We start from the raw sequence: 14,637 nt of genomic DNA, 5'->3' as shown, positions 1-14,637 counted from the left end.
CCCAAAGCATCTGCCGGAAAAATCTTGACCAGCCGAAGTCCGTTCTGAAAGGCCAGATTGATATCGGAAGGAGTGAAACATCCCGGAATTAAAATGATGTTTTTTGATGCAGAATGTTTTACAAGCTCTTCACTGATGACCGGTGTAATGATAAAGTCTGCATTTGCATCAGCGTAATCATCCATTTCTTTTATATTTTTCACAGTTCCTATTCCTAATAAAAGTCCGGGAAATTCTGTAGCTGCAATTTCTTTGAGCCTGATGAAATTTTCCAAAGCCTGAACTCCGCGGCTGGTATATTCAATCATACGGATTCCTGCCTCGTACAAAGCTTTTACAGTATTTTTTGAAACCTCGAAAGATTCGTTGTAAAACAACGGAACGATTTTCTGTTCTTTTATTTTTTGTAGTAATAAACTCATAATTTTTCAATATTAATGCTGTCATCAATGGTATCTCCTTTCACAAAAAGTTTTTTGAAAGCAACTTTCGCAGCATCTTCTAAAACTTGCTGCAAGGAATTTCCTTTTATTATTCCGTGAATCAGAGCAGCCATAAAAGAATCACCGCTTCCTACTCTTTCTTCAATTTTATCCGAGTAATATGGCTGCGAAACAAAAAGCTTTTCATCAGCAAATAAGGTGGCATAATAGTTGACTTCCTCACCGTTCGTAAAACGAAACGTATTGGCCGTCATTTTTACATTGGGATATATTTTCTGAATTTCGGAAGCTGATTTTTCAGCCTGCTTCAAAAGGTTTTTATCTTCAAAGCTTCCATTCAGTTCATATTCTATCGGAATTTCCAAAAATTGCTGAATAGACCAGATATTTCCCATCAGGATGCTCACAAAAGGCATCAGCGCTTTTATTTTTTCTGAAGAGCGTTTATCTTTCCAAAGTGCTGCCCGATAATTCAAATCAAGAGAAACCGTGATTTTTCTTGAGGCTGCCTCTTTCATTAAACCGAAGCATTTTGCATAAGCACTTTCACTTAATGCAGGGGTAATGGTGCTTATGTGAAGCCATTTTACCTCTGAGAATATTTCATCGAAGCTGAAGGTATTAAAATCCGACTGCGCGAAAACCGACGGAAAACGGTCGTAGACTACCGATGTGTTTTGCATATCACCATCCGAAGACAAGTAAAAAGTTCCGATTCTGCCGTTATTTTTCTCTGCAAGAATTTCGATTCCTTTGTTTTTCAGCAGGGTTTCTAATTGATTTCCAATAAAATTCCCAGGCAGAGCTGAAAGAAGTTTTACAGAATTATTCCATTGGGCAAGCGCAGAAGCTACATTATACTCGGCTCCGCCAACAAAAACCTTCATTGACTGATCATTCAACCAATTTCCATGGAAATCCGGAGCAAAATGCAAAAGCAATTCTCCGAAACATATAATTTTATTTGAAAATGAATCCCGCATCTTTTAAATTTCAAAATAATTTTTCGCGTTGTGATAGCAAATATCCTGAATGATTTTACCTATCCATTCTTCGTCATCGGGAATCATTCCTCTTTCAATTTCCTCACCAAACATATTGCACAGAAGCCTTCTGAAATAATCGTGTCTTGAGAACGAAAGAAGACTTCGGGAATCGGTGAGCATCCCGACAAAGGTGCTGATAAGACCGATGTTGGAAAGTGTGTTCATCTGTTTTTTCATCCCATCAAGCTGGTCGAGGAACCACCATGCTGCCCCAAACTGTACTTTAGACTTTATTCCACCTTCATTAAAATTCCCGGCAAGTGAAGCAAGCACTTCATTGAAAGTGGGATTAAGGTTATAAATAATAGTTTTGGTGAGCTGTCCGGCAGAGTTTAACTCGTCCAGAAGAGCACTCATCCGCTGAGCAAAATATTGTTCGCCGATGGCATCGTAACCTGCATTGATTCCGATTTTTCTGAGCATTTCAGAATTATTGTTTCTGGTTGCACCGACGTGAAACTGCTGTACCCAGCCTTTTTCAGCGTACATTTTACAAAGTTCTTTCAACAAATAACCGCACAAGGCTTCAGGATCTGAGAATATTGGGTTATTTCCTTTTAAAAATTCGGAAAATTCTGATTCTAAGTCTGTGGTCCATTTTGTTGTATCGGGAAAATATTCAAAGCCGTGGTCGGCTATTTTAGCTCCTGTTTCTGCAAAATAATTAATTCTTGACTGAAGCACACTTAATAAATCTGAAACTGATTCTATTGAAATTCCGCTGATATTTTCAAGTTTTCTGATTCCCGAAATATATTGCTCCGGATCAGTAATATTGAGGTAAGAATCAGGACGGAAAGCGGGTAAAATCTTTGTTTTGAAACTGCTGTTCTTTAACGCTTTATGATACTCTAAATCATCAGCAGGGTCATCTGTGGTGCACAGAGAGTCCACGCTGAAATTCTGAATAATTGCTTGTGGTAAAAAATCCGGATTCTGTAAACTTTCATTCATCTGGTGATAAATCGAATCTGCATTTTTCAGGGAAAGATATTCGTGGATTCCGAAAGGCTTTTTAAGCTCCAGATGCGTCCAGTGAAATAACGGATTACGAAGTGTATATGGCACAACTTCTGCCCATTTTCTGAATTTATCGAGATCTGAAATTTTGCCGGAAATGAATTGCTCTTCAATACCGAAATTTCTCATCGCCCGCCATTTGTAATGGTCACCATCCAGCCAGATTGCTGTAGGGGAACGGAAATGCTGATTACTTGAAATCACTTCCGGCTCAAGATGATTATGATAATCAATTATCGGCATTTCTTTCGCGTACCCGAAATAGAGATTTTCTGCTTTTGCCGATTCCAGCAAAAACAATTCTCCGAAAACTTCTTTATTTTTAATGGAAAGCTTCATTATTCAATGTAAAAAGATTAAGTTTAATAGTACTTTTATGACTGCCATTTTTTACAACTCAAAAAATTCATCCAAAGCTTTTTATATAAGAAAATAATTCTAATCTTAAACACCGCTGAATGCACTGAAGCCACCGTCAACCGGCAATAAAGCTCCTGTAATGAAACTTGCTGCATCTGAACACAGGAACTGTACAACTCCATTCAGCTCTTCTACTTCTCCGAATCTTTGCATGGGTGTTTTTGCAATTACTTTTTTACTCCGGTCAGTTAAAGAACCATCAGAATTTAATAGGATCGCACGGTTCTGATCGCCAATGAAAAACCCTGGAGCAACAGCGTTCACACGAATTTTATCTCCGAATTTCAATGCTACGTCCGAAGCAAGCCATTGAGTAAAATTGGTAATTGCGGATTTGGCTGCCGAATAACCTGCAACTCTTGTAATTGCTGAGTAAGCTGCCATCGACGAAATATTCACGATACTTCCGCTTCCCTGCTCTGCCATTATTTTCCCAAAAACATAGCTTGGATAAACGGTTCCGTTGATGTTCAGATCGGTCACTTCGTTCCAGGCTTCCATTTTTAAGTCAAAAAAAGATTGGTCCGGAGATAATGTTGCAGAAGGAATGTTTCCTCCGGCGATGTTGAGCAGAATATCAATCTTTCCGAATTTATCCAGGATTTTCTTTGAAGCGCCCTCCAGACTTTCGATATTCATTACGTTGGCTTCCACAGCAAAAGCATCGCCGCCTAAATCTGCCAGTTCCTGTACCCTTGCATCTAATGTTTCCTGATTCCTTCCCAGCGCAACAATTTTTGCTCCGGCTTCTATGAAACTTTTAGCCAAGCTTCCTCCTAAAACACCTGAAGCACCTGTAATTATGGCTACTTTATTTTTTATGCTGAATATTTCGTTCATTTTTACTTTTATAAATTTGTTCAATTCTGCAGATTAATTTCTTTGTAATTCCGACTGTACTGCAGCCATTACGCCTTCAATCTGCCCCAGCGCCAACATTCTTCCAAGGAATGAATACCCGGGATTGTAATCTTTATCAATATCATCTGTAAATAATCTTCCATGATCGATACGCATTGGTAAATCCGGATTTTCTTTTTCAAATACACGGATTACATCAATAAGCTTTCCTCTTCCTCCTAAATGATGCGCTTCGATAAAATCTCCGTTTTCAAAGACATTGGTGCTTCTTAAATGGACAAATTTTGTGCGGTATGCAAATTTTTGAGCCAGGGCGGGAACATTGTTCTGAAGATTGGCACTTAAAGAACCGGCACAGAATGTTAGCCCGTTATGTGGATTATCAACTTCATTCAGAAACCAGTCGATATCCTCTTCGTTGGTGACAATTCTTGGTAAGCCCAGCAATGAAAATGGCGGATCATCGGGATGCACACACATCTGAATATTCCATTTTTCGCAGACAGGCATTATTTTTTCAAGGAAATACTTCATATTCTGACGGAGCTGGTTTTTGTCAATTCCATCATATAATGCTAATAAACTTTTAAATTTTTCTACAGGGTTTAAATCTCCTTCTCTGATATTTCCGTTGACAAAACCTTGTGTTTTTACAATGACAGAATCTATCAGATTGTTGTTATCCTCTTCTGTTAAAGTATTTTTTAACTCTCTTACTTTCTGAAGGATCTCTGAACTATACTCGTTTTCTGCCCCTTCCCGTTGCAGAATATGAATTTCAAAATAAGCAAATTTGGCCTTATCAAAGTATAATGATGACGAACCGTCTTCCCATTGATGAAACAAATCTGTTCGAGCCCAATCCAGAACCGGCATAAAGTTGTAACAAACCGTCGTTACTCCCGCTTTTCCCAGATTTTCAAGACTCTTAATGTAATTTTCTATTAATTGGTCTCTGTTTTCTCCTCCATATTTTATTGCTTCACTTACTGCGAGACTTTCTACGACAGACCAGCGAAGACCAAAACTTTCTATATAATTTTTATAATCATTAATTGCGTCCAACGACCAAACTTCTCCGTTCGGAACATCGTGTAATGCGGAAACAATGCCTTCCACACCGATTTGACGGAGCATATTTAATTGTATTTTGTCTTTTTTGCCAAACCAACGCCATGTTCTTTCCATAGTCTTTTAAAATTTTAATTAAAAAACAAGGCAGACATTTTTAGGATCTGCCCTGCTAACTATATATGAATGTGAAACTAAATAATTTTAATAACCAGGATTCTGATATTTGGCCTTAATATCGGCAGAAACTTCCATGGCATCAAGCTGATTTTGAGGAATAGGTCTCAGATAATGAAAAGGTTTTATCGTTCTGGTCACTGTTTGTAGGGTATGATCTCCGTAAGAAGCACCTCCGATCTGATAAGAAGCTCCATATTCTTCCCACTTCTGTGTGCGAACCAAGTCATACCATCTGTAGAATTCCCCGTAATATTCGCGTGATCTTTCTGCAAGGATATAATCGATGGTAATCGCCGCAGGTGTTGCAGCGGTCATAGCAGCACTATTATCTGCAATATAAGCCACATTTTGAGCATTATTAAACCTCCATTTTCCTGCTCTTGCACGGATTACATTAATAAGATCTCTGGCTGTCATTGATCCTGAAGCGCCTTTTACTGCTGCTTCCGCGGCGATGAAATAGAATTCGGAAAATTTAGCCACATTGAACGGACGCGTAAGTCCGGCATTCGGATATCCTAAGCCATTAGGATCATCTGTTCTATAAGTTCCTATTTTCCATAAACCAGGATATACAATCCTGTTGATTCCGTTGGGAGCAATAACCCAGTCTGCTCTTCCCGGCAACGTTCCTGCTCCTACCCCGCTCTGTCCTGATCCTGAAGGATATGACGGAGTCTGCGAATCATCATTAAGAAAGCTAAGGATAGCACCTCCCGGCTGTACCGGTAAATTGTTGGCGTTATATAATACCGCTACATTGGTAAGTCCGGTTCCGTTTTTATTCCAATTTCCTCTATAGGTGGTTACAAATGTTCCATCGTAACGTGAATCATTGGTTTTATCTGCAAACGTATTTTTAATTACACTTATTGTAGGACACATACGAACCCACGGACGTCCCAGTGGCTGGGCAGCTTCACGCTGAATGGAACTTACCACATCAGCTCCGCTCCATGCCGTTGTTTTGCTGCTTTTTATAGCAGTGTAATTCCAGGTCTGCATCCATGCTGCAAAGTTATCCGGCGACCAGCCGGAACCAAATCCTACAGGATCACTTTCGTTATAGTATGTACTGGACTGAGTGTGGTCTGCATACAGCATACACTCATTATTTCTGTCATTAGAACCTACATTTACATCGTAGAAAGTAGGCTGAAGACCATAGCTTCCCGGATTCGTAATTCCCGCCATAGCTATATCGTAAGCCTGCTGGAAGTACCATTGAGCATTGTGACCATCCGGATCATTCCTTGATGCTTCCGGGTAAGTGGGAATATTGTTAGGATTCTGCAGCCACCACCCGTAAGTGAGATAAGCTTTAGCTAAAAATAACCTTGCAACATTCTTTGTTACTCCTCCGGTCACCCGTGGTGAGGCGGGAAGATTATCAATTGCTGTTTTAAGATCCGGAAAAATAGCTTTGGTATATACTTCCGGAACCGTATTTCTTGTGGAGCTTGTCGCAGGTACAGTATTAAATTTTAATTCTCCGGCACCTAAATCCAAAGGAACTCCTCCATATGTCTGAACCAGCATGAAATAATCAAACCCCCTGAAAAATCTTGCTTCAGAAATCATTGATTCAGCAATTCCGAATCCCGGTCCTTTTTCTATAATTCCGTTGGCTGTATTGATGTAGGGAAAAACAGATCCCCAGATCATACTCGTCGGGAAAGTATTGGAATTGATATTTCCTTGTCCGGACATATCCAATTCTTTGAAATTACCATCAGCACTCTGTGCCCAGGTAGATTCATCAGTACCATTCTGACAATTACTCATAAAGTAACCGTTACCATACAACATCCGTAACTGCCTGTATAAGGAAGTAAAGCTCTGATTGATCCCCTCCGGTGTACTAAAGTAGTCAACAGTGTATGTTGATCTTGGCTGCTCATCAAGAATCTCATTACATCCTGTAAATGTTAGTGATAAAAAGATTGCTCCCAATACCAGTTTTTTGTTAAAATTTATCATGACTGTACAGTTTTAAAAAGTTAAATTAAGTCCCATTAAATAATTTCTTGTAGAAGGATTATTAGTTCCTATAATCAGCTGACGGCTTGGATATCCGCTTACCGCCTGATTTTCATTCCCGTACGAGTTGGGCTCAGGATCCATTCCTGAAAACTTATGATAAGGAGAGAATAGCACCACAGGGTTTGTTACTGTAAAGTAAATTCTTAAACCTGTGATTTTTAAATCTTTTAAGAAATCCTTATCAACATTGTATCCTAAAGTTATCGTACGAAGCTTTAGATAAGAGGCATCAAACATGGCAAGAGTAGAAGAATATTTCGGGTTATCACCACTTAAGTGACGTCCGGGACGTGGAAAATATGCATCTGTATTGTCTTCCGTCCAGTAATCAACATCCACATTATTTCCTCTTCCTGTTAATCTGTTTAAGTAACTTGCAGATCCGTATATTGAACTAATCAGGATTCCTCCGTGCTGGAATGCACCTACCGTGCTCAGTTCAAAATTTTTGTAAGCAAAGCGCATATTGAATCCTCCCTGGTACTTCGGAGCGGTATCAAAAATTTGTCTGTCATCCGGCCCGATTGCTCTTACAGGAGTTCCGTCCGGATTATAACCTCCGGTATAAAGAACTTTAATAGATCCTACGACATCAGCCGCAGTTCCCGGCTCCAGAATGCCTTGATAAGGGTCACCAGCCTGCCAAAGGCCAACATACTGATAATCATATAAAGAATTAATATTATGCCCAACAAACCATAAGTTGTTTACATCACGTGTAGTTCCGGATGCAAGTGATAAAATTTTGTTTCTATTGGTGTAAAAATTAACACCTGCCTCCCAGGTGAAGCCATCAGGATTATCAAAAATGATCCCATTAAGGCTTACTTCAAATCCTTTATTCTCTGTTTCGGCAACATTGGATACAATAGATCCGATAGCTGTGGATGGCGGAAGATTCTTCTGAGTCAGAAGGTCATAAGTATGTGTTTTATAATACTCTACACTACCTGTAAGACGATTTTTAAATAATCCGAAATCTACTCCATAGTTTTGTGTTTTGGAGTATTCCCAACCAAGATTTGGATTTGGAGCCTGGCTTACATACACTCCCGTACTGTTTGTAGTTCCAAAATTATACGGGGTAACGGTAAGTGCTCCCAACGTAGAATATGGATTTACTGCCTGATTGGAAGTTTGTCCCCAACCTGCTCTCAGTTTAAAAAGATTAAGAACTTTTATATTCTGCATGAACGATTCATTAGTAACGTTCCATCCCAGTGATAGCGCCGGATAGGTATGCCACTTATTTCCCGGCGCAAGTCTTGAAGATCCATCGGCACGAAGAGTTGCTGTCAACATATATTTATTATCATACGTATACATTACCCTTCCCATAGCTGAGAGCAAACCGGTCTGCCAATATATCTGGTCTTCAGGTCTTACTGTAATATCTGCCTGAGGAGACTGTCCCAGATTGTAATACTGGAAAAAATCTGCAGGAACATTCTTTGCACTCATATATGAGCTTGTATACCTGTTGCCTTCTGCAGAATACAATCCTACTGCATTTACTTTGTGCTTACCAAAAGTACGGTCATAGGTTAATAGGTTTTCCAGTACCCAGTGATAAGTCTGGTTATTACCTCTGCCTGCAGATGAAGGTCCTAGCGGATTGGTATTAAATACTCCTACTCCCGCATAGTTTCCACTGTTGGATGTACGATAGTCCAAACCTATATTTAACCTGTATTTTAGTCCGGTCAAAGGCAGGTTTGCTTCACCATAAAGATTATTGTATGATGCGAAAGATTTCGTCTCATCAACATATTTATCATTTAAACTTTCTAAGGTTTTGCGTGTATATATCCATGTCTGATCGATTCCTCCCGCTGTATTCATAACTCTTTTAAAGCTTCCGTCAGGATTATAAGGGTTAGCAATAGGAGAATATCCTAAAACGGCACCCGGGTTTACTCCATTTCCTTCTGATATAGAGTAGTTGGTATTGGTTGTAAAACCGAATCGGAAAATCTTTCCTACCTGTTGGTCAATCGCTGTACGTAGGGCAAATCTCTCATAACTCTGAAGAGGGATTAATGCATTTTGCTTAAAATAAGACAAGCCCACATTATAATTCCCACCTTCTGTTCCTCCTGAAACACCGATGTCATGACTGGTCATCATAGCCGGTTTGTAATACAAATCCTGCCAGTCTGTATTTGTACTATTGCTTTCATCGGCACCATTGCTATACAGAGGTGTTGTATTTCCGGCAGGGATAGCATAAGCACGAAGCTGGGCAAATTTAGGCCCGTCCATCATAGGATATTTGGAAAATAAAGTCTGAACTCCGGTAAAAGTATTATAGGTAAACCTTGGCTTTTGTCCTTTGCTTCCTCTGTTTGTTGTTACAAGAATTACCCCGTTTGCCCCTCTTGATCCATAGATAGCGGTAGCAGAAGCATCCTTTAATATATCAATACTTTTGATATCACTTGAGCTGATGTCTCCCAATGATCCTACGAAAGGAATACCGTCAAGAACAATTAACGGGTTATTATCGCCCGTTAGCGATCTTGTTCCCCTGATCCGGATCTGCATTGCAGCTCCGGGTTTTGTAGAAGTCTGCGTAATATCAACACCTGCAGTTCTTCCCTGCAATGCCTGCGTAATGTTTGATGAAGGTACTTCACGAAGAGCATCTCCTTTTACGGTAGCAACAGATCCTGTTACTGCTTCCTTTCTCTGCGTACCGTACCCGATTACAACGACCTCTTCAATTTTCTTCTCTTTAGTTACAGTATCTTTTTTAACCTGGGAATAAACTATGCCTGAGGGTAACAAAGCCATTGCAAAAAACAATGCAGCTTTATTACTACCAAAATAAAATCGGTTCATAATTATTATTTTTTAATATTAGGTTTGAATAAAAGGCCATTAATAATTATAATTTGTGAAAATCCTTAGTGTTTAGCAGCCTTTTTATTTTTTTAGATATACATATTTACGATGGCTTCAAACAATTCCTGTTTGCCACTTTTAGGTTGAGGCTCTCCTATTTCGTGAGCAATTCTTTGAAGATCTTCCAAAGTAAGGGCTCCGTCCTCGTAAGCTTTCCCGTTTCCGCTATCGAAAGAGGCATAACGGTTTGTTCTTAATTTTTTATAATCTGAATTTTCAAGGATATCCGCAGCTGCCAGCAATCCTTTTGCAAAAACATCCATTCCTGAAATATGAGAGATAAATAAATCTTCAGCATCAATAGAGTTTCTTCTGATTTTAGCATCGAAGTTAACACCTCCGTTTCCTAGCCCGCCCGCCGGAAGAAGAACCAGCCAAGCCTGAACCATATCATAATAATCTACCGGAAACTGATCGGTATCCCACCCGTTTTGATAATCTCCTCTGTTTGCATCAATACTTCCCAAAAGCCCTGCATCTACCGCCACTTGAAGTTCGTGCTCAAAAGTATGACCTGCCAATGTTGCATGATTCACTTCAATATTTAATTTAAAATCTTTATCTAAACCGTAATGTCTCAGAAACCCGATTACTGTTTCAGAATCGTAGTCGTACTGGTGTTTCGTAGGCTCCATTGGTTTTGGCTCAATCAGGAAAGTTCCTTTAAAACCTTGTTTACGCGCATAATCTCTGGACATTGAAAGAAAACGTGCCAAATGATCTTTTTCACGTTTCATATCTGTGTTCAAAAGGCTCATGTATCCTTCTCTTCCACCCCAGAAAACGTAATTTTCACCACCAAGAGCAATCGTTGCGTCAATAGAATTTTTAACCTGTGTTCCTGCGCAGGCCACAACATCAAAATTTGGATTGGTCGAAGCTCCGTTCATGTATCTTTGATGAGTAAAAACATTTGCCGTTCCCCATAAAAGCTTGATTCCGGTTTCCTGTTGTTTTTGTTTTGCATATTCTACAACAGTCTGAAGATTTTTTTCATAATCTTTCCAGTTATCTGCAGGATCTACTAAATCAATATCGTGGAAACAGTAATAATTGAAGCCCATTTTAGACATAAATTCAAAACCGGCATCCATTTTGTGCATTGCTCTTGTAACTGCATCATTTCCGATATCCCAAGGGTGATGAATGGTAGGTCCGCCAAATGGATCGCTTCCGTTGGCACACAAAGTATGCCACCAGGCCATTGCAAATTTCGTCCAGTCTTTCATTGCTTTTCCCATCACTATTCTTTCAGCATCATAATATCTGAAAGCTAAAGGATTTCTGCTTTCTTTTCCTTCAAACTGAATTTTGCCGATACCTGTAAAAAACTCTTTTGTACCCATTAAAGTGCTCATATTTATCTGATTTATATTTAATTTATTGTAAAATTTATTGTAGAAATCTCCGCTCACTGACTTTGAATAGCCGGTAAGTATTGTGGAAAATTTCCGCCGTTGTTGATTTATATTATTTCTTTAAGATGATTTTTCCATCTTGAATAGGCTTCTAAATATTGTTCTTGTTTTTCATGTTCAGGCTCTATCACGGCTATTTTCTCGAGTGATGAAAATGCTTCCTTAGAATCTGCATAAAACCCGATTCCCATTCCTGCAGCCCTCGCAGCGCCTATCGCTCCGTCTGTATCGTAAAGCTCAATGACCGCGTTGCCTACACTGGCAAGTGACTGGCGGAAAATCGAACTTAAAAACATATTGGCATTTCCTGCCCGAATCACCTGGATATCTATCCCGATGTTTCGCATGATATTCATACCATATTCGTAAGAAAAGACAATTCCTTCCTGTGCCGCACGCAGGATGTCTCCTTTTGAGTGGATGTTAAAATTAATTCCGTGGATCGAACAGTTTGTATCTTTATTTTCCAGGACTCTTTCGGCTCCGTTTCCGAATGGAATCACACTTAATCCTTTGGAGCCTATCGGCGAAAGTGAAGCCAGGTCGTTCATATCTCCGTAAGAAGACAATGAGGTTGCGAAATTGTGTTTTAACCAAGAATTTAAAATTCCTGTTCCGTTAATGCAAAGCAATACTCCTAATCTTATCTGCTCCGGAGTATGATTAACGTGTGCAAAAGTATTTACTCTTGATAATTTATCATATTCAAGCTGATCCAAAACCCCATAAACAACGCCTGAAGTTCCTGCTGTAGAAGCAATTTCACCAGGATTGAAAACATTTAATGACAATGCATTATTGGGCTGATCTCCTGCCCTGTAGGAAATCGGAGTCCCTTCTTTTAAGCCTAATTCCCCGGCGGCTGCAGCAGAAACCGTTGCCTGAATACCGAAAGTAGGGATAATTTCAGGGAAAAAGCTTTTTGGAATTCCATAATAATTGATAATATCTTCAGAAATGCAGTTGTTTTTAAAATCCCAGAAAATTCCTTCTGATAAGCCTTCGATTGTCATTCCAATCTGCCCCGAAAGTTTCATGGCAATATAATCTCCCGGAAGCATTATTTTATCTATTTTTTCAAAAATTTCGGGTTCGTTTTCTTTGACCCAGGCTAATTTTGAAGCCGTAAAATTTCCTGGAGAATTCAAAAGATGTGACAAGCATTTCTCTTTTCCGATTTCTCTGAAAGCCTTTTCACCATAAGGCACAGCACGGCTGTCACACCAGATAATGGAAGGTCTTAATAAGTTTTGGTCTTTATCTACTAAAATCAAACCGTGCATCTGCCAGGTAATACCGATTCCTTTGATATCTTCGGGATGGATTCCCGCTTCGTGCATTACAGCTTCGTGCGCAAGTTTCAGGTTGATCCACCAATCACCTGGATTTTGTTCTGCCCAACCCGGATTTGTCGCAATAATTTTCATCTCTTTTTTAGGAGAAAATTCTGATGCGATCATTTTTCCGCTGGATGCCTCTATGAGACATACTTTCACAGAAGAACTGCCAATATCATAGCCTAGTAAGTACATAATTTCAAAAGGTGGTATTATTTTATTAGTTTAGTATTATTTTTCTTGTAGATTTTAGCATCGAATTTGTAATACCTTGCTGCGCGGTGTGATACATTCTTTTCTATTTCTTCCAGAGGAATAATATAGCTGAATGATGAAATTTTTTTATGGAAATTTTTAATATCTATATATTTTTCGCTCAGAGCACTATATAATTTATGTAATTGCCTGATGGTAAATCTTTTCGGGAGCAATTCGAAAATAATAGAGAAATCGGATTCAATCCATTTTCTGATCTCAATTAAAGATTCATTTATAATTTTATTATGATCAAAAGGCAGTGATGGAAGCTTATCCACCGGACACCAATCTACTGTAGCATATTTTGTACTGTTGATCTTATGATCGATCTTACAAAGGGAAAGATAAGCCACCGTAATGATTCTGTCAATATGATGCTTATACTCTGTTCCCATCCAATTGATGTCTTCCTGGCTGCTTGCCCTCATTGGATCTGCAAAGCATTTGAACTGTTTCAGAACCATTTTTTTTATTCCTGTCAGCTCATGAAGTACTCTTTCTGCAGCATCATCTACATCTTCATTACTAAAAATAAGGCTTCCCGGAAGCTTTATCTGTCTTTCCGAATCAAGATTCCTTTCTACTAATAAAATATTCAATCTGTTTTCATGGTCAAATCCAAAAACAACACAATCAACAGAAACATATGTATGTATAAAATCAGGGCTCATGCAAGTGTTAACATTTATGTAACATGACAAATATAAAAATTCAATTGAATAAAAAAAATAATTTTTACGCTAACACCTATATATCAATAATTTACATATCGATTTTTCATGATAACAATTGTATAAAAAACATGATAAGGTTATCATAAAAATAACGATTACTGATCTTATAAAATGTGAATTAACAGATAATTGAACAAAAAAAACATCAGGAAAATCAATTAAATTTTAAGGCAAAATTTTATGATAACAAATCTTAAAAAAGTTATTTTTTTTTTTATTAAAAAGTGTGTTTTTTACACTTTTTAATAGCAAAATGCTTAAAAAAAATGATTTTTCATTTACCATTTTTGTATTCCAGGATATAAAATCATGCTAAAAAGGTAATTTTATCAAAAATTAGTTGGACATCTAGCTTAGATATTTACTCATTAATTTAAGAATGTCCATTTATTCTTGCTTAATTTCACCCCAACATTAGAAATCCAGATTTAATTAACAGCAATCATACAATACTGATTATATCAATTTTTTATATTCTTAAAGTAAACAAACAGTAAATCATATTTGATAATTTTTAACGCCTAAATAAGCTGAAAGCACTTTGTGTAGAAAGTATTTCAGGAAAATAGTTATAAATCAATTAATTAATCGTACCTTTGTAAAGAGTTTACATCAGATGGAGTTAAAAAATTAGCAAAAATTCACTCCAATTCTTTTTCAAAAGGAAAACATTAATCAGTTAAGTTTTTTCGGAATTCAGAAATCATGTAAGAAAAGAAGTAACAGACTTAAGTTTCCTTTCTTTAAACATAATCAAAGAATTCAAAAGAAAGATTACAAAGAAGCGGACGTTCCGAATTTCGGGATTCCGATGGAAATATTAAGATTGAAGACCTTAATTCTTCGGCTTCAATGCATCGAATGCATTAAAGATATCAGTGAAACAGTGACTAAATGTATTT

10 protein-coding genes are annotated in these 14,637 nt (G+C 38.1%); all 10 read right to left on the bottom strand.

Going from position 1 to position 14,637, the window contains the following annotated elements; translation table 11 throughout:
• Window positions 1–422, bottom strand: a 422-nt coding sequence (locus PMI13_RS05950; RefSeq protein WP_007841649.1) for a bifunctional 4-hydroxy-2-oxoglutarate aldolase/2-dehydro-3-deoxy-phosphogluconate aldolase, incomplete at its 3' end; no start/stop codon positions are given.
• On the bottom strand, window positions 419–1,426 hold the full coding sequence (locus PMI13_RS05945) for a sugar kinase (protein ID WP_007841647.1): 1,008 nt from the start codon (window positions 1,424–1,426) through the stop codon (window positions 419–421). The genes PMI13_RS05950 and PMI13_RS05945, both read right to left, overlap by 4 nt.
• A gap of 3 nt (window positions 1,427–1,429) precedes the next feature.
• Complete coding sequence (gene uxaC / locus PMI13_RS05940; RefSeq protein ID WP_007841641.1) at window positions 1,430–2,848, bottom strand: glucuronate isomerase; 1,419 nt, start codon at window positions 2,846–2,848, stop codon at window positions 1,430–1,432.
• 105 nt (window positions 2,849–2,953) lie between these two features.
• Window positions 2,954–3,769: an SDR family oxidoreductase gene (locus tag PMI13_RS05935; protein ID WP_007841633.1), complete on the bottom strand. Its 816-nt coding sequence runs from the start codon at window positions 3,767–3,769 to the stop codon at window positions 2,954–2,956.
• Between the two features lie 33 nt (window positions 3,770–3,802).
• Window positions 3,803–4,978: a mannonate dehydratase gene (gene uxuA, locus PMI13_RS05930; RefSeq protein WP_007841631.1), complete on the bottom strand. Its 1,176-nt coding sequence runs from the start codon at window positions 4,976–4,978 to the stop codon at window positions 3,803–3,805.
• An 87-nt stretch (window positions 4,979–5,065) separates the two neighbouring features.
• Window positions 5,066–7,021 (bottom strand): RagB/SusD family nutrient uptake outer membrane protein, encoded by a 1,956-nt coding sequence (locus tag PMI13_RS05925; protein ID WP_007841629.1) that lies wholly within the window; start codon window positions 7,019–7,021, stop codon window positions 5,066–5,068.
• Between the two features lie 12 nt (window positions 7,022–7,033).
• Entirely contained in the window at window positions 7,034–9,925 is a 2,892-nt protein-coding gene (locus tag PMI13_RS05920) for a SusC/RagA family TonB-linked outer membrane protein (RefSeq protein ID WP_007841616.1), read from the bottom strand.
• 92 nt (window positions 9,926–10,017) lie between these two features.
• Entirely contained in the window at window positions 10,018–11,346 is a 1,329-nt protein-coding gene (gene xylA / locus PMI13_RS05915) for a xylose isomerase (protein WP_007841615.1), read from the bottom strand.
• 107 nt (window positions 11,347–11,453) lie between these two features.
• Window positions 11,454–12,938 (bottom strand): xylulokinase, encoded by a 1,485-nt coding sequence (locus PMI13_RS05910; RefSeq protein WP_007841614.1) that lies wholly within the window; start codon window positions 12,936–12,938, stop codon window positions 11,454–11,456.
• Window positions 12,939–12,955: 17 nt separating this feature from the next.
• Window positions 12,956–13,672 carry an NUDIX hydrolase gene (locus tag PMI13_RS05905; protein ID WP_007841613.1) on the bottom strand — a complete coding sequence of 239 codons (717 nt, stop codon included), beginning with the start codon at window positions 13,670–13,672 and terminating at the stop codon, window positions 12,956–12,958.
• Window positions 13,673–14,637 lie beyond the last annotated feature (965 nt).

Source organism: Chryseobacterium populi (genome assembly GCF_000282115.1).
Taxonomy (GTDB): domain Bacteria; phylum Bacteroidota; class Bacteroidia; order Flavobacteriales; family Weeksellaceae; genus Chryseobacterium; species Chryseobacterium populi.
Note: the sequence above shows the minus strand (reverse complement) of the source record. Positions and strands in the feature narration are given on the sequence as shown.